The sequence below is a fragment of the Streptomyces sp. NPDC058650 genome (assembly GCF_042717315.1).
Taxonomy (GTDB): domain Bacteria; phylum Actinomycetota; class Actinomycetes; order Streptomycetales; family Streptomycetaceae; genus Streptomyces.
Genome location: NZ_JBHXRL010000032.1, coordinates 23,171 through 43,809, shown reverse-complemented (window position 1 = coordinate 43,809; position 20,639 = coordinate 23,171). Strand labels below are relative to the sequence as shown.

The following is a 20,639-nucleotide window of genomic DNA, read 5'->3' as shown; positions in this document are numbered from 1 at the left end:
CCGTGTGACGTGACGGGCACTCCGTCAGGCGTAGGGGTCGAAGGGGATGCCGGACGGTTTGGCCTTCGCCAGGTGGGCGGCGAAGTTGCCGTCCTTGAGCCCGAAGACCGCGCTGCCGAAGTCGGCCTGCGTGAGCTTGTCGCGCAGACCCGCGGGGTAGCCGTTCCAGCCGACCAGACTCGGGAACTGCCAGGTCTGCCGGTGGTTCTCGGGCGGCTCGTCGTTGGAGTTCGCGGGACGGAAGCAGTGGGTGCCGATGCCGTCCTTGTGGTAGACGATCTTGGGGTGGGTGCCGTCCCAGCGGATCCGGTCACGGCCGTACACCGAGAAGCCTCCGTGGGCGGAGGTGGACACGTACTGCGCCTGGTTGTCCCGTACCCACACCACGACGTGCTCCCAGTCGTGGCGGTGGCCCCCGAGCCCGCTGCCTGCCACGGCCTGGTCCTTCTCGAAGTAGAGGCCGTAGATGATCGCGCACCAGCCGTTGTTGCACTTGTACCGCGCGTACCCGTTGGTGTTGGCGAGGTCCCATGAGTCGCGGCACTGGCCGTTGAGGGCGCCTGAGGGGTTGAGCCCGCCGTTGACCGTCCCGTCGGTCCCGATGGCGGGGGTGGGGTAGCAGCCGTCCGTGTCGTAGTCGTACGCCGGCTGGAACGTCTGCTCCAGTCCGTCCGCGTTCGCGGGGAGGGCGGGGGGCGGGGCGGCGAAGGCGCTGCCCGGCAGGGCGATCAGCAACGCGAGTGAACTGCCGAGGGTGAGTGCTCCCTTGACGAGGTGGCGCGTGATCCTCACTCCGACTCCCTGACCTGGACTCGACGGCGCGCGAGGCACGTGGGTGCGAAGCGCGTGGGCGCGAGTGACATGCCCATTCCAAGTGACAGGGAATCATGCGCGTACGAGGCGGATCGACGATCGGCGGTGCGGCGTCGCTCAGGCCACGCCCCGCGGGCGGAACTGGACGCTGATGCGGGGACCGACGGCACGGGCCGTCTTCGGGACGGCGTGCTCCCAGGTGCGCTGGCACGAGCCGCCCATCACCACGAGGTCGCCGTGCCCCAACGGCAGGCGCAGCGCGACGGGCCCGCCGCCGCGAGGGCGGAACGCGAGGTCGCGGGGGTCTCCGAGGGAGAGGATGGCGACCATCGTGTCCTGCGTGGCGGAGCGGCCGCTCCGGTCGCCGTGCCAGGCGACGCTGTCGCGTCCGTCACGGTAGAGACAGAGACCTGCGGTGACGAACGGCTCGCCGAGCTCGGCCGCGTAGTGGCCGACGAGAGCCTCCCGCGCGTCGAGGAGTGCGGGGTGCGGGAGGGGGGCACCCTCGCGGTAGTACGCGAGGAGGCGCGGTACGGCGACGACGCGGTCGTACATCTCACGCTCCTCGGCCTGCCACGGCACGCACACCGCCAGCTCCTCGAACAGCGCGTCGGCGCCGCGGAACCACCCGGGCAGGTGGTCCACCCACGCGCCGTCACCGAGCACGGACCGCCGGAGTCCGCCCAGCGGGCCGGGCCCGATGTCCGACCCTTGGTCGAAGAGGGAGCCCTGGAGGCCGGGGAGGTCGGGAAGGGCGGTTCGTCGTGGTGCTGACGTCATGGTTCCAGCATAGCCCTACTATCGAACACCTGAGCGAATCGATGAGCGAGGCGGACCGGCGGCCACCGGCGCCCGGATGGCGAGGAAGGCGAGCGCCGCGAGGGCCGACACGCTCGCCGCGAGGGCCAAGGCGCCTGGCAGGGACCAGGTCGCGAGCGGGCCGCCGACCGCTGCCCCCAGGGCGAATCCGGTGATCTTCACGCTGGCGCCGGTGGTGAAGATCTGGCCGCGGAGGCGTTCCGGGGCCTCCCGGTGGCGGACCGCGAACAAAGCGGCAGATGGCGATCATGTTCGCGGGGTTCGACGACGTCGACTGGGCGCCCATGGGCCTTGCGTACGGCGACGCCTCCGACGTGCCGGGGCTCCTGCGGGGGCCGGCCTCGCCGGACGGTGCCGAGCGGGAGACCGCGCTCGACGGGATGCACGGCGCGGTGCGCACCGGGTATCGCGTGGCGCCGGGGACGGCGGCGCGGCTAGCGTGCGGGCGTGTATCAGCTGCGTGGGCGCGGTCGCCGCCCGGATCGCCGGGTGGGACGCGTCCCCGACGCCCGCCTGGCTTCACGCGTGGCGGTGGCGGGGGCCCGCGTCGTCATCGTCGGCTACTTCTCCGCGAAGGTGAAGAACCACGTCGCGCTCATGGACGCGGCGGACGCGGAGCTGACGGCGCGCGGTGCTCGGGTCGTGGGGCGGATCGAGCAGCGGCGTGGCGTCTCGTCCGGCGGGGTCCGGAAGATGACCTTGCCGTACTCGTCGCGCACGCTGCTGAGCAGCGGGAAGATCCGTGAGGTCGCCGAGGCCTGTGCGGAAGCCGACGCGGACGTGGTGGTGTTCGTGGCCACTCTGACGGACCACCAGCGGCGGGTGCTGACCGCGACGTTGGGGCGCCCTGCCGTGAGTCTCGCCGAGGCACGCGAGACTGCCTGACCGCTCCCTCAGCCGCGCGCGGAGGACTGTGAGCGCCTCATCGCGCCCCGTCCCCCGCCGCCGACTCCGACCGGATCGCGGATCCGTCCCGAGCGCCGGCGGCCACGGCCACCGACGGCGTGGGAGGCGCGGCTCCCTTCCGTTTCGTGCGGCGGGTCATGCTCACGCCCACGAGCACGATCACCATGCCCGCCGCCGCCCGCGGGCTGAACGGCTCGTCGAGCACCACGAATCCCAGGACCAGCGACACCACGGGCAGCAGATAGCCGACGGTCGCGGCGTTGGTGGCGCCTTCGTCGGCGATGATCCGATAGGTGAGGTGAAACGTGATCCCCGTGGCGAGGATCCCCAAAATCACGACCGCGATCAGGCCCGACGTCGTGATGTGGGCCGGAGGCCGACCGCCGAGCGGCAGGCTGAGCCCGGTCAGGACGGTCGCGGCGACGAGCTGGGCCGAGGAGAGGGAGAGCGTCGCGTGGCCCCGCCCCACGAGGTGACGTCCCATGTAGGCGAAGCCGACCGCGTAGCTCGCCGCCGCCGCGACGATGGCCAGGGCGCCCCAGCCGATCTGTCCCGTTCCCTGCCATGGGGCGAAGATCACCACCACCCCGGCGAAGCCGAGCAGCAGGCCGCCCGCGCGGACGGGGCGGAGTCCGCGTTCCGTGCCGAGCGCGAGGCCGAGCAGGAGGGACCAGAGCGGCGTCGTCGCGTTCAGCACTCCGGCCAGTCCGGAGCCGACGGTCCGCTGGCCGAGGCTGAACAGCGCGAACGGCAGGGCGTTGCACCAGAAGGCCGCCACGAAGACGTGACCCCAGACGGCCCGGCCGCGCGGGAGACGCCGCCGGGTCGCCAGGCACAGGACGAGCAGGGTGCCCGCGCCGAGGAGGCAGCGGGCCACGGTGACGTGGAGCGGCGACAGGACACGCAGGGCCAGCTCGATCCAGAGGAACGTCGACCCCCACAGCAGGGCGAGTACGCCCATCCGGGCCCCGGCCCGCACTCCGCCCTCGGCACTCTTCACGCTCGGTCTCCTCCGTGGGATTCAGCTGGGAGAACAACGATGCCGCCCCACCACCCTTCAGCACCATCACAAGATGCTTCATCACCCTTAAGCTGGGCTACATGCTCGATGTGAGACGGATGCAGATCCTGCGGGCCGTGGTGACCAGCGGATCGGTGACCGCCGCCGCGGCGGCGCTGGGGTACACGCCGTCCGCGGTGAGCCAGCAGGTGGCGGCCCTGGAAAGGGAGGCCGGCATCGCCCTGCTCGAACGGGCCGGCCGCGGGGTGCGTCCGACGACGGCGGGCCTGCTCCTCACCCAGTACGCGGCGGCCATCGGCCGGAACCTCGCCGAGGCCGAAGCCGCGCTGGCCGATCTACGGGCCGGGCGGACCGGCAGCCTCGCCGTCCGCTACTTCGGCTCGGTCGGGCCCGCGCTGGTGGCCCCCGCACTGGCCCGGCTGCGCCGGGACCATCCGGGGGTCCGGCTCGATCTCACGCTGCTCGATCCCCAGGAGGCGCTCCCCGAGGTCGCCCGGGGAGACGCGGACGTCGCGGTCGTGGTCCGCCCGCGCGAGGACACGGTCCCGGGTCTCCGCCTCGTCCACCTCCTCGACGACGAGTACCTCGCCGCGCTGCCGCCGGGGCACCCGCTGGCCGCGCGGCGCGTGCTCGACCTGGCCGATCTCGCCGCCGAACCATGGGTCGGAAGCGAGCCTCAGGGTCCGTGCCTCGACGTCGTGCTCGGGGCGTGCGCCACGGCGGGTTTCACCCCGGACTTCGTGGCGGGAAGCGAGGACTACGCGACCGCGTTGGGGTTCGTCGCGGCCGGTCTCGGCGTCGGCCTCGTCCCCCGGCTCGGCGCGGGTGGCCGCCGTACGGACGTCGTGCTCCGCAGGGTACGGAGCCCGCGCCCGGTCAGGACCGTACAGGCGGCCGTCCGGGAGGGCGCGCCCCGCCACCCCGCCCTCACCACACTGCTCGAAGCGCTCGGGGAGGCGGCGCGGCGGTCCGTTTCGGGGGCCGGGCTTTCGGGGGCCGGCCTCTCGGCGGCAGGGCCACGCGGGCGCGGGCAGCCGCCGGTCAACGCCCCGGGGTGAGGCCGCCCGGGCGGTCGATCCGGTAGACGTAGTGGGCACGGTCGTCGATCGGATTGTCGGGTTCGAGGGAGGCCTCGGCGACACGGTGGAAGCCCGCCTTCTCCAGGACCCGCCAGGACGGACGGTTGGCCGTGTGGACGGGGACGATGATCGCGGTGGCCTCGGGGTGGTCGGTCCAGGTCGCGCCGACGATCGCCCGGATCAGTCGTACGCCGTGGCCCCGGCCCACCAGGTGGGGATCGCCGATCAGGTAGTCGATGGACATCGCGCCGTCCGGTACGTCGACCACGGCCGCCAACTCGGCCTCGTAGTCCGGGAAGTCGGCGAGGCGGCAGCGCTGGACGAGGCCGAGCGGCCGGCCGTCGAGGAGGACGAGCAGGTCCTCCGACGGCTCCTCGCCCCGCGCGGCGGGGCCGAAATCGCGCGCCACTGCCTCGGGGGACGTCTCGTGGTTCCACCAGCGTGCCGTGTGCGGCTGGGCCAGCCACTCCGCCAGCCGCGGGAAGTCGGGTTCGCCGAGCCGGCGCCAGGTGATCATCAGGGCTGCTCCGCGGGTGGCCGGTGTCGGTCGTCGTACCCGACGAAGAGTAGGGCGGCCATGGAGCGTGTGTCCGACGAAATCGTGTTTCGCGCCGCGCGTCCGACGCCCTACTGTGGCGCGGTGACGACGCGGATGATCATTCTCAACGGTGGTTCCAGCTCGGGGAAGTCCGGGATCGTGCGATGCCTGCAGGCCGTGCTGCCCGATCCGTGGCTGACGTTCGGGTGCGACTCGTTCGTCGACGCCCTGCCCGCGAGGATGCAGGCCTCGGACGGGGGAATCGCGTTCGCGCCGGACGGCGAGGTCACCGTCGGGGCGGACTTCCTCGCGCTGGAGGCGGCCTGGCGGGAAGGCGTCGCGACGATGGCCCGCGCGGGCGCGCGGATCATCATCGACGACGTCTTCCTGAGCGGAGCGGCCTCCCAGCGGCGGTGGCGGACGGCGCTCGGCGACGTGCCGGTGCTGTGGGTGGGAGTGCGGTGCGCGAGCGCGACCGCCGCGGGCCGTGAGGTGGCGCGGGGAGACCGCGTCCCGGGCATGGCGGCGGCGCAGGCGCTGTCGGTGCACGAGGACGTGTTCTACGACCTGGAGGTGGACACGACGCACACCGAGTCCCTGGACTGCGCGCGCACCATCGCCGCCCGCGTCGCCTGAGGACGACACCCGTCCCGACGGCCCGGCACACCGAACCGCCGCTGACCACGGTCCGCCGGCCGATGCGGGAGATGGGCCGAGCGGCCGCCCGCATGCTGCCGGCCGGCCTCGCGGGCGCGCCGATCCCCGACGAACCCCTGGTCCTCCGCATGGAGTTGATCGTCAGCGGCTCCGCACCGAAGTCCTGAGCTCGTAGGATCGCGTCATGACGGCTCTGGAATCCTTCGTCTTCGTTCGCCACGTGGACGGACTCCGATACCGCTTCGAGCGCGACGGCGAACGCCACGGGCGGCCCGCCTACCGCCGAACGGACGGGCGGGTGTGGTGCGTCTGGGGGCCGGACGACGCCTGGCACTGCCGTCTCCCGGACGGCCTCGTCACGGCCCACCCCGCGAACGGCACCGGCGACGAACCCGAGCCCCCTGCCACCGTCTGGCGCAGCTTCAAGGGCGACCGGTCCTACCTCTACGACCTCCGCGCCCTGCGATCCGGAATCGAGGAGGACGACCCGGTCGGCTCGGCGTAGGCTTCGGTCGGTATCGACGCGACGGGGGCGGAGCACATGGCGGCTGGGGAAGTACCGCGGTGGGGGTCGACCCTCGACTCGGTCGTCGTGTACGCGCAGGGGGCGGTGTGCCTCCGCCTCGCCCGGGGTGCCGTGCCGTCCGACGGTCGGATACGGGTGACGGGGCTGCCCCGCTCGCTGGACCCCGGCTCGCTGCGGGCCCGTGTCCGGGGAACTGCCGGGGCGCGCGTCACCGAGGCGCGGGTGGAGGCCGAGGCAGAGCCGCTCGTCGGCGGGACGCCCGACGCGGCGCGGCGCGAGGTCGAGCGGCTGCGCGACGCGTACGAGGCGGCGCAGGCGCGCCGGAACCGGCAGCAGGACCGCGTCAAGGAGGTCCAGGCCCTCCGGCCCGTGCCGCCCGGCCGCAAGCGCGAGGATCCCCACCGCCGTACCCCCGTCGGCGCCTGGCTGGATCTCGCCGACTTCGTCGACGACCGGCTGACGGGGCTGCACGCGCGCCTCGTCGAGCTGGAGGAGGCGCTGCGCATCGCCGAGCACGAGCTGACCGTCGCCGCCGACCGGCTCGACCGCGCCTCCACCGACACCCCGCCGGCGCACGTGGAGACCTCGGTCTGCGCGGTCCTGACCCTCGACGTCACCGACTCCGACGCCGATGCCGCCGAGGTGGAGGTGGAAGTGGAGTACGGGGTGCCTGGTGCCGTCTGGGTGCCTGCCTACCGTCTCCGGCACCGTCAGGGTGACGGCACCGGACGTCTGGTGCTGCGCGCCTCGGTCGCCCAGCGCACCGGCGAGGACTGGACCGGAGTCCGTGTCGCCCTGGCCACCGCCGATCTCCGTCGCCGTACCGACCTGCCGAGGCTCCGCTCGATCCGGGTCGGACGCCGTCAGGCCGCTCCCGCGCCTTCCGGCTGGCGCGAGCCTCCGGCCGGGCTCGGCGACCTGTTCTCCGGTTACGACGCGGCGGGCCCTCGTCCGGATGACGGCCAGTCCGTGGTCTGGGGTGGTGCGGCCGGCGCCGCGCCCGGGTCCGCTCCGCCGCCACCACCGCCACCGCCACCTGCTCCGTCGGCGCCGCAGGGTTACGGAGGCGCTCCCGCCGCGTTCCCGGTACCCGGCAGCGCGTCCGATGGTCCCCCGGAGGCCTTCGGGATGCCCGCCGCCACGGGGCTGCCGGCCGGTGCGCGGTCGCAGGACCGGCGGCGTTCCGTCGGCAGGCCCCTCACGGGTGCGCCCGCTCCCCTGGCACGCATGGCTCCCGCGGCGCCGGGGGCTCCCGGCTCCGCCGCGCCACCGCCTCCGGCGCCGGTGACCGGTCCGCCGCGGCCGAGCGGCGCCGAGCTCGACTACGCCGCCCTCGTCCTGTCCGGCCCGGACGAACAGGGTGCGCGCAGGGGCCGGTTGTTTGCCGACGCCCCCTTCGATCCGGTGGCGGCCGAGTGCCGGCGTCGCGCCGAGGCGGTGGCCATGCTGCCGCTGCCCGGGCACGCCGTGCGGCCCCGTGCGTCGGCCGGTTCCTTCGACCACCGCTTCGACGCGACCGCCCGCGCCGACGTTCCCTCGGACGGCACCTGGCACACCGTCACCGTCGGCGAGATCCCGGTCGGTCTGCGCACCGAGTACCTCTGCGTGCCGTCCGTGGAGCAGACGGTGTACGCGACGCTGGTCCTGGACAACGCCACCGGTCAGGCCCTCCTGGCGGGGCCGGTGGAGGTCACCGTCGACGACGAGTTCCTGCTGACCGCCGCGCTGCCCACGCTCGCCCCGGGCGGTGTCAGCCGGGTGGGGCTCGGAGCTGCCGAGGGCATCCGGGTCACGCGGCGTACGAACGTCCACGAGTCGACCTCGGGCCTGCGCAACCACACCACCGTCCTCGACCACCGCGTCCATGTGGAGCTGGCCAACGGGCTCGCGAGGCCCGTCACCGTCGAGGTCCGCGAGCGGGTGCCGGTCACCTCCGATCCGGACGTCCGGATCGAGGAGCGCGCCGACTGGACGGCGCCCGCCGCGGACACGGGGGCCGATCGCCATGCGCCGGGCACCCGCGTCTGGCGGGTGGACCTGGCCGCAGGTGCCACCACCGCCCTCGACGGCGGTTACGAGATCCGTATCCCGACCGGCAAGGCCCTGGTCGGCGGCAACCGCAGGAGCTGACACCCGCCATGTCCACGGCCCCGAAGCCGATCGCCCTCCCCGTCACCGCCGTCACGTGCCTGGAGGATCGCGCCCACGTCGAACGCTCCACCGTGCTCGACCTCGTGGCCGGGGTCCAGCGGCTACGTCTCGGACCGGTCAGCGCGCTGGCCGTCGACCGCACCCTCCACGCGGAGCTGACCGCCGATCACCCCGCGTCCGTGCTCGACGTGCGGATCGTCCGCGACTGGACGCCGCGCGGCCCCCTGCCGTCGGCCGACGACGACTCGGCCCTGCGCCTGCGCGTGCACTCCCTCGAAAAGGAGCGGGTCACCCTGGAGCAGCGGCGCGACCGGCTCCGCGCCCGTCTCGACCTGCTGGGCCGGCTCGCCGTCGACGTGCTGCGGGACATCGGCGAGGGTGCCGGCCACGGGGAGAGCGAACGGCCGCGCTGGGCCCGGGAGCTGGACCGGGTGGACGAGGAGCGCGACGAGCACGGTGAGCGACTCCGTACCGTGGAGGCACGGCTGTCCGCCGTCGCCGCCGAACTCGGCGCGTCCCGGCGGGCCATGGAACTCGCCGAGGAGGAGCCCGCCGAGCTGTTCGGCCATGTGGAGCTGACCGTGGAGGCCTCGGCCGCCGGGCCGGCCACGCTGCGCCTGAGCCATCTCACCCCCTGCGCGCTGTGGCGGCCCGCCTACCGGGCCGTGCTCGACGGGCAGTCCCTCACGCTGGAGACCGAGGCGATGGTCTGGCAGCGCACCGGCGAGGACTGGTCGGACGTACGGCTGACCTTGTCGACGGCCCGCTCGGCGCTGGCCACCGATCCCCCGCGGCTGGGTGAGGACCGGCTGACGCTCAAGGACCGCTCGTCGGCGGAGCGTCGTACGGTCGACGTCGAACTGCGGGAGGAGGAGATCGGGAGCCTCGGCCCGGTCCCGGTACTCGGCCTGCCGGGGGTGGACGACGGCGGCGAGGCCCGTGTCCTGAGGGCTCCCGCGCCGGTCTCGGTGCCCGGTGACGGGCGCGCTCATCGCGTGCCGCTGTCCTCGTTCACGACGGCCGCGCACCGGGAGTACGGCTGCTCCCCCGAGCTGTCTCCCCTGGTCACCGAGGTGGTGCGGTTCGACAACCAGTCCGGACACGCCCTGCTCGCCGGGCCGGTGGATCTGGTCCGCGACAGCGGTTTCGGCGGTCGCGGCACGCTGGACTTCACCGCTCCCGGCGCTCCTGTCGAGCTGGCCTTCGGCAGCCGCGACGACTACCGGGTCGTCCGGGAGGCCGAGGCGTCCCGCGACACCACCGGGATCACCCAGCGGACCGTGGTGACGCGCACGGTCCGGCTGCATCTGTCCCGGTTCTCCGCTCCCGGGGAGCGCGGCGAGCGGGTGGTCGCCCTGCGGGAGCGGATCCCGGTCTCCGAGGTCTCGGCGGTGGAGGTGCGCCTGCGCGAGGACGCGTGCTCCCCGGCGCCCGAGAAGGCGGACGCCGAGGGCATCGTCCGCTGGGACGTCGCTCTCCCGCCCGGCGGCCGCCGGACGGTCACCCTGGTCTACGAGTTGACGGCGAGCGCCAAGGTCACGGGGCTCTGACCTCGGCGAGGTCCTGCTCGGCGAGGTCGTCCCGAGGCGCGCGGTCGTCCTGAGGCGTCCTGCCGCGTCCAGTCGTCCAGCGGCGGCCGGTCGTCCAGCGGCCAGTCGTGCGCGTCGAAGCCGTCCGGCGGCTCGCCGCAGGAGCCGGTCGCCCGGGCGCAGCCCGGCTTCCTGGAGGACGGTCGCGGCGCGGGGTGACGCCTCGGCGAACTCGCGTGAGGTCCAGCGGAGTCCGCCGTGGACGAGGCCTCCTTGTCGGCCGCCGAGCGAACGGCATCGTCCAGCAGCGCACTGAGATGCGTCACGTTCTCCTGACGAGCCTCGCCGGTCCCGGACCGGCCATGGCGGGAAGCTCTGAATGATGCTTCACTTCTTCCATGGCCTACCGCAAGACCCCAGCGGAGATCCGTCGGCTCGAATCCGTCCGCGACCACCTCGTCACCCGGGCGACCGAGGTCGTCGCCGAGGTCGGCTGGGCGCAGGCGTCCGTGACGGCGGTCGCCGACGCCGCCGGGATCGCCGCCGGCTCGGTCTACCAGCACTTCCCGTCCAAGGCGGCACTCGCCGTCGAGGTGTTCCGGCGTGCCTCCGGGCACGAGGTCGAGGTCCTCGGCGAGGTGCTGCGCGCCGACGGCGATCCCGTCGCACGCCTCGCCCGCGGCGTCGAGACCTTCGCCCGGCGCGCCCTGGAGAACCGCGGTCTCGCCTACGCGCTGCTCGCCGCGCCGGCCGAACCGGCCGTCGGCGCCGAGCGGCTCGCCTACCGTCTCCGCTACCGGGCCCTGTTCGCCGAGACGGTCGAGCAGGGCATGGCGGCGGGGCTGCTGCCGCCCCAGGACGGGCGGGTCACCGCGGCCGCCCTCACCGGGGCGATCGGCGAGGTCCTCGTCGACCCGCTCGGCATGACCGGCACCCCCGGCGAGGGCAGCACCGCGGAACTCCTCGTCGAACTCGTCGCCATGGCTTTGCGCTGCGCGGGCGCCACGCCGACGCCGTGACCTCTGTTCGCCACTCGCCACCTGGAGGAGTCCGATGACCGCCACCGTCCCCCGCACCACCCCGAGCGCCGTGACGCACGAGGTGACCAACCAGCCCCCGCCGCTCTCGGGCCACGACGTCGCCGACGACCCGGTGCTGATCGAGGGCGTGCGCCGGGAGGGCGCGGAGTGGTACCTCGACGACCTGCACCGGATCGGCCGGCTGGCGGGCAGCGAGGAGACACAGCGCTGGGCCGACGAGGCCAATCGGTACGAGCCCGCGCTGCGCACCCATGACCGCTACGGCCACCGCGTCGACGAGGTCGACTTCCACCCCTCGTACCACGCCCTGATGGACGTGGCGGTCAGTGAGGGGCTCGCCGGCAGCGCCTGGGCCGACCCGCGGCCCGGCGCCCATGTGGCGCGCGCCGCCGGGTTCATGGTGTGGAGCAGCGCCGAGTCCGGGCACGGCTGCCCGGTCTCCATGACGTACGCGGTCGTCCCTGCCCTGCGCCGCTCCCCCGAACTCGCCGCGGTCTACGAGCCGTTGCTCACGAGCCGGGTGTACGACCCGGGTCTGCGCGCCCCCGGCGGGAAGCGCGGTCTGCTCGCCGGGATGGGCATGACGGAGAAGCAGGGCGGGACCGACGTCCGCTCCAACACCACCACGGCGGAGGAGCAGCCGGACGGGACCTGGCGGCTGCGGGGGCACAAGTGGTTCACCAGCGCCCCGATGAACGACCTCTTCCTCGTGCTCGCCCAGGCGCCCGGCGGCCTGTCCTGTTTCCTCGTGCCGCGGGTGCTGCCCGACGGCAGCCGCAACACGTTCCGCATCCAGCGGCTCAAGGACAAGCTCGGCAACCGCTCCAACGCCAGCAGCGAGCCCGAGTTCGACGACACCGTCGCCTGGCTCGTCGGTGACGAGGGCAAGGGCGTGCGCACGATCATCGACATGGTGACCATGACGCGGCTGGACTGTGTGCTGGGCTCCGCGTCCGGTACCCGCGCCGCGCTCGCCCAGGCCGCCCATCACGCGCGCCACCGGTCCGTCTTCGGCGCGCGGCTCGTCGAGCAGCCGCTGATGCGCAACGTCCTGGCCGACCTCGGCCTGGAGTCGGAGGCCGCCACCGCTCTCGCGCTGCGCCTGGCCGGGGCGGCGGACCGCGCCCAGCGCGGCGACGCCGGGGAGCGGGCGTTCCTGCGCCTTGCCACGGCGGTCGGCAAGTACTGGGTCTGCAAGCGGCAGCCGGCCGCGGTCGCCGAGGCCCTGGAGTGCCTCGGCGGCAACGGCTACGACGAGGCGTCCGGCCTGCCCCGCCTCTACCGCGACGCCCCGCTCAACGGCATCTGGGAAGGCTCGGGCAACGTCAACGCGCTCGACATGCTGCGTGCGCTGGCCCGTGAGCCGGAGTCCCTCGAAGCCTTCGGCGCGGAGATCGGGGCCGCCGGCGGAGCGGACCGGCGGCTCGACGCCGCGTGGCGCGAGCTGCGCGCGGAGCTCGTCCTCACCGAGGACGCGCCGCTGCGCGCCCGGCGGCTCATCGAGCGGGCCGCGCTCGTCCTGCAGGGCTCGCTCCTGGTCCGCCACGCTCCGGCCGCCGTCGCCGACGCGTTCTGCGCGTCCCGCCTCGCCGGTGACCGGGGCTTGGCCTTCGGCACCCTCCCGGCCGGCACCGACTTCGCGGGCCTGCTGGACCGCCTGCCCCGGTAGTAGTGACCGTCTGGCCCCGGTGGCGACCAGCTGCCCCGGACGGCCGGCACCCGCCCCGTCAGTCCGCCGTTTCCGAGTGGCTCCACCGAACGGCAGTCCCGGCGCCCGCCCCTCTCGTACGGGCGCGGGCGCCGGACGCACACCGCGGGGCACGACCCGGACTTCGCGGCGGTTAACGGCACGTATCGCCGTACCTAGGGTGTCCGCCATGACCCCCACTCCCGGCGCCCACCTCGCCATGTTCTCCATCGCCGCCCACGGACACGTGAACCCGAGTCTGGACGTCATCCGCGAGCTCGTCGCGCGCGGCCACCGCGTCAGTTACGCCGTCCCGGCCCCCTTCGCGGAGAAGGTCGCGGAGACCGGGGCCATGCCCGTCGTCTACGCCTCGACGCTGCCGACGGACGACGACCCGGACGCCTGGGGCACGGAGCTGATCGACCAAGTCGAACCGTTCCTGACCGACGCCGTGCAGGCGTTGCCGCAGCTCGCCAAGGCCTTCGAGGAGGACCGGCCCGACCTGGTGCTCCACGACATCACGGCCTACCCGGCCCCCGTCCTCGCCCACACGTGGGGCGTTCCCTCGCTCTCACTGTGGCCGAACCTCGTGCCGTGGGAGGGGTACGAGGAGGAGGTCGCCGAGCCGATGTTCGCCGAGCTCAAGGCGTCGCCGCGCGGCAGGGCCTACTACGCGCGGTTCGCGGCGTGGCTGGCCGAGCACGGGGTCGACACCCACCCGGACCGGCTGATCGCCCGACCGCGGCGGGCTCTCGTGCTGATTCCCCGGGTGCTCCAGCCGCACGCCGACCGGGTCGACGAGGCCGTCTACACCTTCGTCGGCGCCTGTCAGGGCGCGCGGGCGGACCAAGGGGAGTGGCGGCGGCCGGCGGGCGCGGACAAGGTGGTGCTGGTCTCGCTGGGTTCGTCCTTCACCAAGCGGCCGGAGTTCTACCGGGCCTGCGTGGAGGCGTTCCGCACGCTTCCGGAGTGGCATGTCGTCCTGCAGATCGGGAGGTTCGTCGACCGGGCCGAGCTCGGCGACCTGCCCGAGAACGTCGAAGTGCACTCCTGGGTACCCCAGTTGGCGATCCTGCGGCAGGCCGATGCCTTCGTCACCCACGCGGGCGCGGGCGGCAGTCAGGAGGGACTGGCCACCGCCACCCCGATGGTCGCCGTCCCGCAGGCCGTCGACCAGTTCGGGAACGCCGACATGCTCCAGGCCCTGGGGGTCGCCCGGCACCTGCCGATGGAGGACGTCACCCCCGAGCGGCTGCGCGAGGCCGTGATCGCCCTCGTCGGCGACCCCGAGGTGGCCCGCCGGGCCGCCCGGATCCAGGAGGACATGGCGCGGGAGGGCGGCACGCGCCGCGCCGCCGACCTGATCGAGGCCGAGCTCGACCGAGGCCCGCGGCGCGGCCCGGATCCCCTGACCGCCGCGCCGGCCTCGATCCGCTGACGGACCTTCAGGGCATCCGGTACGCCCGGCGGACCCGTACACCCGGAGTCGTCAGACCACCGCGCCCGAGCGGTCGCGCTCCGAGCCCGCCCGCTGTCGCGGGGCGGCCCCGCCCCGGGGTGCGGGGGCCGGGTGGCGGGACTCCAGGGTGACGGCCAGCGGCATCGCGGTGAAGACGGTGGACGCCATGCCGCACACCACTCCGGCGAGCACGGCGACGGAGAAGTCCGTGAGCGAGTCGCCGCCCAGGACGGCGAGGGCCACCAGGACGAAGAGCGCCCCCATGCCGGTGTTGACCGTGCGCGGGAGGGTCTGGGCGACGGCCCGGTCGGCGAGGTCGGGGAGCGGGATGCCGCCGCCCCGGCGCCGCAGTTCGCGCAGCCGGTCGAGCACGACCACGGAGTCGTTGACCGAGTAGCCGACGACGGTCAGCAGCGCGGCGAGGAACACGCTGTCGACCGGCTTGCCCAGCCAGGCGAACATGCCGACGACGAGCAGGACGTCCTGGGCCATCGCCGCGACCGTCGCCGCCGCGTACGTCCAGCGGAACCGCACGGTCAGATAGAGGAGCTGCGCCGCCACCGCGAGACCGAGGGCGATGAGCGCGTGGGTGCGCAGCTCCCCGCCGAGGCTCGGGCCGATCAGGTCGTCGCGCTCCACGGCCACCGGTCCCGCGACGCGGCTGAGCGCCTCCCGGATCTCCCGCTGCTCGTCGTCGCCGGTCTCCCGGGTGCGTACGGAGACGTCCCCGTCACCGGTCGCCTGGACGACGGCGTCGGGGAAGCCCGCGCCGACGACCACCGCGCGGGCCGTGTCGGCGTCCACCGGGCGTTCGGCCGTGTACTGGACGACCCGGCCGCCGGTGAACTCGACGCCGAGCTCCACGCCCCGGACGCCGATCCCGGCCAGCGCGACCATCAGGAGCGCGGCGCAGCCGGTCAGCCAGCGCCGGCGCCGGGCCATCAGCCGGGGTACGCGGCGGTTCAGCCGCGTGCGCAGCCGGCCGAGGCCGGCGATGCCGGTCACGGCCGGACGGCGGCGCACCGCGGGCAGCCGGAGCGCCCACTCGGCGAACAGCCGGGTGATGACCATGGCGGTGAGCATCGAGGCAACGACGCCGATCGCGAGCGTCACGCCGAAGCCCTTGACGGGGCCCGAGGCGAAGACGAAGAGCAGGCCGGCGGCGAGCAGGGTCGTGACGTTGGAGTCGGCGACGGCGCTCCACGCCTTGCCGAAGGCCGTCGCCACCGGACGGCGCGGATCGCGCTCGGCGGCGGGGCGGCCCAGGGCCGCGTACTCCTCCCTGGCCCGTTCGAAGACCAGGACGTTGGCGTCGACGGCGATGCCGACGGCCAGGACGAAGCCCGCGAGTCCGGGCAGCGTGAGGGTGGCTCCGACGGCGACGACGGCGGCGTACGAGATCAGCCCGTACAGCAGGAGGGCGGCGGTGGCGAGGAGGCCGAGGAGCCGGTAGACCACGATGACGAAGACGCCGGTGCAGGCCAGGCCGATGACGGCGGCGAGGGCGCTGGCCCGGATCGCGTCGGCACCGAGCGTCGGGCCCACGGTGCTCTGTTCGACGGTCGTCACCGGGACGGGCAGCGCGCCGCCCTGGACGAGCGCCGCGAGGTCGCGCGCCTCCTGCGCGGAGAACGCGCCGGTGATCTGCGCGGAGCCGCCGCCGATGCCCGCCCCGCACGGGACGCCTGTCTGCATGCCGGGGGCGGAGACGATCCGGTCGTCGAGCACGATCGCGACCCTGCGGGCCGGATCGCCGGGCGCCGCGCAGGCGGCGTCGCCGGTGAGCCGAGCCCAGGTGCCCGCGGCCCCGTCGCGGAAGGAGAGGTCGACGGTCCAGCCGCGGCCGTTCACCGTGTCGAGCACGGCCTCGGCCTCCTCAACGCCCTCACCGGTGAGCGCGGGTGCGGCGAGGGCGAGGAAGCGGCCCGGCGCGTCCGGGTCGGCGAGGACGCGCGTCCCGTCGGCGGCCACCGGTCCGGCCGGTCCTTCGGCGGGGCCGGTGACGGCGTGGAGGGTGAGCTGCGCCGTACGGCCGATGACCTCGGCGGCGTGACGCGGGTCGCGGAGGCCGGGGAGTTCGACGACGATGCGCCGCTCGCCGGAGCGCGCGAGCGAGGGTTCGGCGACGCCGAGGCCGTCGACGCGGGTGCGGAGCACTTCCAGGGCGCGGTCGGTGGCCGCCGCGTCGGCGCGTACGGAGGGCGCGTCCTGTGTCTCCAGGACGATGCGGGTCCCGCCGCGGAGGTCGAGTCCGAGACGGGGCGGGGTGGTCAGGGTGATCCAGACGGAGAGCGCGACGACGGCGAGCGCGAGGAGCGCGCGCCAGAGGACGGCACGAGAGGACATGGGTGACTCCACAGGCGGCGCACGGATCGGCGGGCCGCCACCTGGTGGGGCCCTGCCGTCCGTGTCGGACGAACGGTCGGATACGCGCCGATGACGGACCGGTCCGGGACATGCCGATGGCCCGGACGGCGGGCGCGGGAGAACGTCAGCTGTGCCGGGGAGAGGGAGGACCGCGGGAATCCCGCGGCTCGTGGCAGTCGCCGGGCGGCGCGCGCTCGCGGCGGGGGCCGCCCGCGAGGACGCCACGGGCGGGTACGGAGAGGTCGGCCACCGCGGCGGCCGGCGCGGCGGGCGGTGCCGGGAACCGTACGGAGTGCTCGACGGCGGCCGGGAGTTCGGCGACGGCGTCGGGCGCGAGATGGGTCTCCGGCGACGTGGCGAGATGCCCGGCTTCGGAGGGCGCGGTGAGGTGCCCGTCCCCGTCGGGCGCGGTGTGGTGTACGGCTCCGGCGTACGCGGTGGGGGGTACGGGCGCCGCCTGGGCGCTCGGCGTCTGGAGCAGTAGCAGGGACCACAACGCGCAGAGGATGGCGGGCAGGAGGGCCGTGAGTCGGCGCGCGGCGCGTGCCACCGGTTCCGCCCCCTCCCGTACTCCACTGTCCCGACGTCAGGTGTGTGCTGGAGCCTCAGCGTAGACCGGACGGCAAACGACCCGGCCACCAGGCTCGCACCACAGGAGTGCTGGTGCGCACGACGGATGAGTACGCGTGCTCATGTCCGCGCCGCGCGGCCCCTGGACGATGGTCCTGTCACCGCTTCGTCCTCGGATCCAGGGGGCCCTCCCGTGCTCAGCCGTATCGCAGCGAACCTCGTCCCGTTCTTCGGGCGTCTCACCGTCACCACCGACCCCGGGGCCCGCCTCGAACCCGGCAGCATCCTCGTCGTCAACCACACCTCGCTGGCCGACCCGGCGCTCGTGCTCGCCGCACTGCGCGGGCGGCTGGCCGTCGAGCCCGTCCTGCTGGCCGCCGCGGGCCTCTGGCGGATCCCGGTACTCGGCCGCGCCCTGGCCCGGGAGGGTCACGTGCCCGTCCACCGGAACTCGGCGCGGGCCGCCGTCGCCCTGGACCACGCGGCGGTCGCGCTCGCCTCGGGGCGGCACGTGATGCTGTACGCGGAAGGCCGCATCCCGCCCCGCAGGGACGCCGCGGAGAACCCGCCGGAGCTGTTCCGCACCGGGCTCGCGCGCCTTGCACGGGCGACGGGGGCGCCGGTCGTCCCGATCGGACAGGCCGGTGCCCGACGGATCACCTCCGGCGGGCGGACGAAGCAGATCGCCGGGGTGCTCACGGCGCCCGTCCGCAGACCCGGCCTGCATGTGCACATCGGTGCGCCGATCCGGCTGCCGGAGGACGTGGCCGCGGCGACCGCCCTGGCCCACGGCGCCGTCACCGCGGCCTGGCGGACGGCGGCCGGGGCCCTCGGCGAGCCGGCGGCGCTCGACCGGGAGACGGGTCCGGTCATGGGGTCGCGTGGGACACGGCGCCGGACCGACCGGCGCCGGGGCTGACGGGCGCGCCGCCCGTCAGGCGGTGCCGCTCGGGGCGCGCTGCGCCGGGCTCGCCTTCTCCTCCGCGTCGGCCAGCCAGAACAGCAGTGGGGAGAGGGCGAGTTCGAGGGCGGCGAGCGCCACCTGGAACCCGTGGGGCCACCCCTCCACGAGGAGCGACAGGAGCCGCCCGAGGGCTCCCAGGAGGAACACGGCGGTGAGCCATCGGACCGCCGTGGCCGGGATCGGCCGCTGCCTCGCCGCCCAGAGCCAGGCGAGGCCGTACCCGGCGAAGATCGCGCCGAAGAACCGGCCCAGGCTGTCGATGGTCGGGCCGGCCGACTCGCCGCCGGGGATCGAGGCGTTGCCGAGCAGGACGTGGGCGAGCCCGATCGCCACGCAGGCGTACCCCATCGTGAGGACGAGCCCGCGCAGCACCTTGGCCTTGGTCATGCTCCCAACCCCCGTTCGACAGGCGCCCGTTGCGCGGGCGCGTGGTCGGCAGCCTACGGCGCCAGGCCGAGGTCGCCACCGGCCGGGGGTGTGAAGTAGCGGGCGACGTCCGCGTCGGTGACCTCGGGGAGCGTCGGCGGGTTCCAGTGGGGGTCGCGGTCCTTGTCGACGACCTGGGCGCGGATGCCCTCCACGAGGTCGGGGGTGGTCAGCGCCGTGCAGGAGACGCGGAACTCCAGGTCCAGGACCTCTTCCAGGGTCGCGAGCGCGCGGGAGCGGCGGAGGGTGGCCAACGTGGCCTTGAGCGCGGTCGGGGACTTCGCGAGGAGGGTGGTGGCGGCTTCCTTGGCGTCCGGGACGCCGGTCTCGAAGAGGCGCTCGACGATCGCCTCGACCGTTCCGGCGTCGTAGCAGGCGTCGATCCACCCCCGCTGTTCGGCCAGGACGCCGGGCGGGGGCGTCACCGCGTGCCGGGAGACGGCCTCGTCGGCGGGCAGCCGGGTCAGATCCCTGGCCAGGGCGGTGAGCCCGGCGAAGGGGACGACGTGGTCGGCGAGGCCGGTGAGGAGGGCGTCGGCGGCGCCGATGGGGGTGCCGGTGAGGGCGAGGTGGGTGCCGAGTTCGCCGGGAGCGCGGCCGAGGAGGTACGTACCGCCGACGTCGGGGACGAGGCCGATGCCGGTCTCCGGCATGGCCACCCGCGAGCGTTCGGTGACGACGCGGACGGAGCCGTGCGCGGAGACGCCGACGCCGCCGCCCATGACGATGCCGTCCATGAAGGCGACGTAGGGCTTCGGGTAGCGGGCGATGCGGGCATTGAGCCGGTACTCGTCCCGCCAGAACGCCTCGGAGGCCGTGCCGTCGGCGCGGGCGTCGTCGTGGATGGCGCGGATGTCGCCGCCCGCACAGAGACCGCGCTCCCCCGCGCCTTCGACGACGACGGTGGTGACGGCCGGGTCGTGTTCCCACGCGGTGAGGGCCCGGTCGACGGCGAGGACCATGGTGTGGGTCAGCGCGTTGATGGCGCGGGGGCGGTTGAGGGTGATGAACCCGGCCCGGCCCTCCGTCCGGAGGAGTACGTCGGGCGTTCCGGTCGGCACGATCACTCGGCCCTTTCCCTTGGCGGCTCGGCTTTCCCGATCACCGTACCGGGGCGGGCCGAGGCCTGGGCGCGCGGAAAGGCGAGGCCCGGGTGGGGGGGGAGGCGACGCCAGGGCGCGCGGAGAGGCGAGGGCGGGAAGGACTCATCCGCTTCTCGCGGATCCTGATTGCACGGTGCACGGCCATCGATCGACCGCTACCCCGCGTCCTCTATGGCGAGTCCTTCCCGTCCCCTCCATGGAACCACCGCTCCGGTGGGGGCGCGAGCGCCCGTCGGAGCGGTGGTTCCGAGGGTCGGGCGGATCAGGCCGGGAGCAGGTCCTGGGGGACGCGCACCTGGCGGGGGGTCGCCATGCGGAGTTCGACGATGTCGCGGACCGTGGGCCACTCCTCGTCGAGGATCGAGTAGAAGGCCGTGTCCCGGACCGCGCCGTCGAGGCCGCGGGAGTGGGCCCGGCGGACACCTTCGCAGGTGGCGCCGAGGCGTTCGATCGCGATCCGGGAGCGGGTGTTGCGGGCGTCCGCGCGCATCGTGATCCGGCGGACGCCCCAGGTTTCGAAGGCGTGCCGGAACATCAGGTACTTGGCCTCGGTGTTCATCCCGGTGCCCCGGGCGTCGCCGCCGATCCAGGTGTTCCCGATCTCTGCCGCGTCCGGGACGGCGGTCAGGGGATCGCCGTGGGGCAGGCCGGGTAGGGGCGGCCAGATCAGGGGGCCCCGCCAGTAGTCGAGTTCGAGGAAGCGGGTCGATCCGATGACCCGTTCGTCGGCCGTACTGATCAGGGCGAAGGGCAGGCACCGGCCCGCCGCCTGGTCCGCGAGGGCGCGGGCGACGTAGTCGAAGGCCGATTCGAGGCCGTCGGGCACGGGGGTGAAGGCGTAGGCCGATCGGTCCGCCCCGCCGGCCCGGGCGAGGGCTTCGGCGTGCCGCATCGCCAGCGGCTCCAGGCGCACGGTGCGCCCGGTCAGGAGAACAGGTACTGGCACGGAACCTCGGGTCTTTCACGGGCAGGGACAGCTCCCGT

20 protein-coding genes and 1 pseudogene are annotated in these 20,639 nt (G+C 74.4%); 11 read left to right on the top strand and 10 right to left on the bottom strand.

Annotated elements, in window-relative coordinates; translation table 11 throughout:
* Window positions 1–24: 24 nt before the first annotated feature.
* The 3 genes and pseudogenes from ACFWWU_RS35595 to ACFWWU_RS35585 all read right to left on the bottom strand — a co-directional run.
* Window positions 25–792, bottom strand: coding sequence for an NPP1 family protein (locus ACFWWU_RS35595; RefSeq protein ID WP_384152780.1), 768 nt, complete (start codon window positions 790–792; stop codon window positions 25–27).
* Between the two features lie 138 nt (window positions 793–930).
* On the bottom strand, window positions 931–1,593 hold the full coding sequence (locus ACFWWU_RS35590; protein ID WP_384152776.1) for an alpha-ketoglutarate-dependent dioxygenase AlkB: 663 nt from the start codon (window positions 1,591–1,593) through the stop codon (window positions 931–933).
* Window positions 1,594–1,611: 18 nt separating this feature from the next.
* Window positions 1,612–1,866: pseudogene (locus ACFWWU_RS35585) on the bottom strand (hypothetical protein); the annotation flags it as partial.
* A gap of 255 nt (window positions 1,867–2,121) precedes the next feature.
* On the opposite strand from ACFWWU_RS35585, the gene ACFWWU_RS35580 reads away from it, so the two are divergent.
* Window positions 2,122–2,517, top strand: coding sequence for a hypothetical protein (locus ACFWWU_RS35580; RefSeq protein ID WP_384152773.1), 396 nt, complete (start codon window positions 2,122–2,124; stop codon window positions 2,515–2,517).
* A 37-nt stretch (window positions 2,518–2,554) separates the two neighbouring features.
* On the opposite strand, the gene ACFWWU_RS35575 is transcribed toward ACFWWU_RS35580, so the two are convergent.
* Window positions 2,555–3,499, bottom strand: coding sequence for a DMT family transporter (locus ACFWWU_RS35575; RefSeq protein WP_384152843.1), 945 nt, complete (start codon window positions 3,497–3,499; stop codon window positions 2,555–2,557).
* A gap of 140 nt (window positions 3,500–3,639) precedes the next feature.
* Between ACFWWU_RS35575 and ACFWWU_RS35570 the strand changes: the two genes are divergently transcribed.
* Window positions 3,640–4,617 (top strand): LysR family transcriptional regulator, encoded by a 978-nt coding sequence (locus tag ACFWWU_RS35570; protein WP_384152770.1) that lies wholly within the window; start codon window positions 3,640–3,642, stop codon window positions 4,615–4,617.
* Here ACFWWU_RS35570 and ACFWWU_RS35565 read toward each other — a convergent pair.
* The gene (locus ACFWWU_RS35565) at window positions 4,601–5,155 is read right to left on the bottom strand and encodes a GNAT family N-acetyltransferase (RefSeq protein WP_384152767.1); all 555 of its coding nucleotides are present in this window, start codon (window positions 5,153–5,155) and stop codon (window positions 4,601–4,603) included. The genes ACFWWU_RS35570 and ACFWWU_RS35565 overlap by 17 nt on opposite strands.
* A gap of 135 nt (window positions 5,156–5,290) precedes the next feature.
* Here ACFWWU_RS35565 and cpt point away from each other — a divergent pair, with 135 nt between their 5' ends.
* The 8 genes from cpt (at window position 5,291) to mgt (ending at window position 14,204) form a co-directional block, all read left to right on the top strand.
* The gene (cpt, locus tag ACFWWU_RS35560; RefSeq protein WP_384152840.1) at window positions 5,291–5,812 is read left to right on the top strand and encodes a chloramphenicol phosphotransferase CPT; all 522 of its coding nucleotides are present in this window, start codon (window positions 5,291–5,293) and stop codon (window positions 5,810–5,812) included.
* On the top strand, window positions 5,779–6,000 hold the full coding sequence (locus ACFWWU_RS35555) for a substrate-binding domain-containing protein (protein WP_384152837.1): 222 nt from the start codon (window positions 5,779–5,781) through the stop codon (window positions 5,998–6,000). The genes cpt and ACFWWU_RS35555 overlap by 34 nt, the downstream gene beginning before the upstream one ends.
* A 17-nt stretch (window positions 6,001–6,017) precedes the next feature.
* Window positions 6,018–6,338: a hypothetical protein gene (locus ACFWWU_RS35550; RefSeq protein ID WP_384152763.1), complete on the top strand. Its 321-nt coding sequence runs from the start codon at window positions 6,018–6,020 to the stop codon at window positions 6,336–6,338.
* A gap of 36 nt (window positions 6,339–6,374) precedes the next feature.
* Window positions 6,375–8,489, top strand: a complete 2,115-nt coding sequence (locus tag ACFWWU_RS35545; RefSeq protein WP_384152759.1) for a DUF4139 domain-containing protein — start codon at window positions 6,375–6,377, stop codon at window positions 8,487–8,489.
* 8 nt (window positions 8,490–8,497) lie between these two features.
* Complete coding sequence (locus ACFWWU_RS35540; RefSeq protein ID WP_384152756.1) at window positions 8,498–10,060, top strand: DUF4139 domain-containing protein; 1,563 nt, start codon at window positions 8,498–8,500, stop codon at window positions 10,058–10,060.
* 377 nt (window positions 10,061–10,437) lie between these two features.
* Window positions 10,438–11,058 (top strand): TetR/AcrR family transcriptional regulator, encoded by a 621-nt coding sequence (locus tag ACFWWU_RS35535; protein WP_384152753.1) that lies wholly within the window; start codon window positions 10,438–10,440, stop codon window positions 11,056–11,058.
* Window positions 11,059–11,092: 34 nt separating this feature from the next.
* A complete protein-coding gene (locus ACFWWU_RS35530) occupies window positions 11,093–12,748 on the top strand; it encodes an acyl-CoA dehydrogenase family protein (protein WP_384152750.1) in 1,656 nt (551 codons plus the stop codon).
* A 208-nt stretch (window positions 12,749–12,956) separates the two neighbouring features.
* Window positions 12,957–14,204, top strand: a complete 1,248-nt coding sequence (gene mgt / locus ACFWWU_RS35525; RefSeq protein ID WP_384152747.1) for a macrolide-inactivating glycosyltransferase — start codon at window positions 12,957–12,959, stop codon at window positions 14,202–14,204.
* Window positions 14,205–14,255: 51 nt separating this feature from the next.
* On the opposite strand, the gene secD is transcribed toward mgt, so the two are convergent.
* On the bottom strand, window positions 14,256–16,571 hold the full coding sequence (gene secD, locus ACFWWU_RS35520) for a protein translocase subunit SecD (protein WP_384152744.1): 2,316 nt from the start codon (window positions 16,569–16,571) through the stop codon (window positions 14,256–14,258).
* A 145-nt stretch (window positions 16,572–16,716) separates the two neighbouring features.
* Window positions 16,717–17,142 carry a hypothetical protein gene (locus tag ACFWWU_RS35515; protein ID WP_384152741.1) on the bottom strand — a complete coding sequence of 142 codons (426 nt, stop codon included), beginning with the start codon at window positions 17,140–17,142 and terminating at the stop codon, window positions 16,717–16,719.
* 213 nt (window positions 17,143–17,355) lie between these two features.
* On the opposite strand from ACFWWU_RS35515, the gene ACFWWU_RS35510 reads away from it, so the two are divergent.
* Window positions 17,356–18,081: a lysophospholipid acyltransferase family protein gene (locus ACFWWU_RS35510; protein ID WP_384152738.1), complete on the top strand. Its 726-nt coding sequence runs from the start codon at window positions 17,356–17,358 to the stop codon at window positions 18,079–18,081.
* A gap of 15 nt (window positions 18,082–18,096) precedes the next feature.
* On the opposite strand, the gene ACFWWU_RS35505 is transcribed toward ACFWWU_RS35510, so the two are convergent.
* From ACFWWU_RS35505 to ACFWWU_RS35495, 3 genes are all read right to left on the bottom strand, one after another.
* On the bottom strand, window positions 18,097–18,513 hold the full coding sequence (locus tag ACFWWU_RS35505; RefSeq protein ID WP_384152735.1) for a DUF4345 domain-containing protein: 417 nt from the start codon (window positions 18,511–18,513) through the stop codon (window positions 18,097–18,099).
* Between the two features lie 53 nt (window positions 18,514–18,566).
* The gene (locus tag ACFWWU_RS35500) at window positions 18,567–19,613 is read right to left on the bottom strand and encodes an enoyl-CoA hydratase/isomerase family protein (protein WP_384152834.1); all 1,047 of its coding nucleotides are present in this window, start codon (window positions 19,611–19,613) and stop codon (window positions 18,567–18,569) included.
* Between the two features lie 304 nt (window positions 19,614–19,917).
* Window positions 19,918–20,601: a GNAT family N-acetyltransferase gene (locus ACFWWU_RS35495; RefSeq protein ID WP_384152732.1), complete on the bottom strand. Its 684-nt coding sequence runs from the start codon at window positions 20,599–20,601 to the stop codon at window positions 19,918–19,920.
* Window positions 20,602–20,639: the final 38 nt, after the last annotated feature.

Bases quoted from the DNA above. Each gene is read 5' to 3' on its own strand.
- ACFWWU_RS35590 (WP_384152776.1), bottom strand. From the start codon at position 1,593: ATGACGTCAGCACCACGACGAACCGCCCTTCCCGACCTCCCCGGCCTC.
- ACFWWU_RS35575 (WP_384152843.1), bottom strand. From the start codon at position 3,499: ATGGGCGTACTCGCCCTGCTGTGGGGGTCGACGTTCCTCTGGATCGAG.
- ACFWWU_RS35570 (WP_384152770.1), top strand. From the start codon at position 3,640: ATGCTCGATGTGAGACGGATGCAGATCCTGCGGGCCGTGGTGACCAGC.
- ACFWWU_RS35565 (WP_384152767.1), bottom strand. From the start codon at position 5,155: ATGATCACCTGGCGCCGGCTCGGCGAACCCGACTTCCCGCGGCTGGCG.
- cpt (WP_384152840.1), top strand. From the start codon at position 5,291: ATGATCATTCTCAACGGTGGTTCCAGCTCGGGGAAGTCCGGGATCGTG.
- ACFWWU_RS35550 (WP_384152763.1), top strand. From the start codon at position 6,018: ATGACGGCTCTGGAATCCTTCGTCTTCGTTCGCCACGTGGACGGACTC.
- ACFWWU_RS35545 (WP_384152759.1), top strand. From the start codon at position 6,375: ATGGCGGCTGGGGAAGTACCGCGGTGGGGGTCGACCCTCGACTCGGTC.
- ACFWWU_RS35540 (WP_384152756.1), top strand. From the start codon at position 8,498: ATGTCCACGGCCCCGAAGCCGATCGCCCTCCCCGTCACCGCCGTCACG.
- ACFWWU_RS35535 (WP_384152753.1), top strand. From the start codon at position 10,438: ATGGCCTACCGCAAGACCCCAGCGGAGATCCGTCGGCTCGAATCCGTC.
- ACFWWU_RS35530 (WP_384152750.1), top strand. From the start codon at position 11,093: ATGACCGCCACCGTCCCCCGCACCACCCCGAGCGCCGTGACGCACGAG.
- mgt (WP_384152747.1), top strand. From the start codon at position 12,957: ATGACCCCCACTCCCGGCGCCCACCTCGCCATGTTCTCCATCGCCGCC.
- secD (WP_384152744.1), bottom strand. From the start codon at position 16,571: ATGTCCTCTCGTGCCGTCCTCTGGCGCGCGCTCCTCGCGCTCGCCGTC.
- ACFWWU_RS35505 (WP_384152735.1), bottom strand. From the start codon at position 18,513: ATGACCAAGGCCAAGGTGCTGCGCGGGCTCGTCCTCACGATGGGGTAC.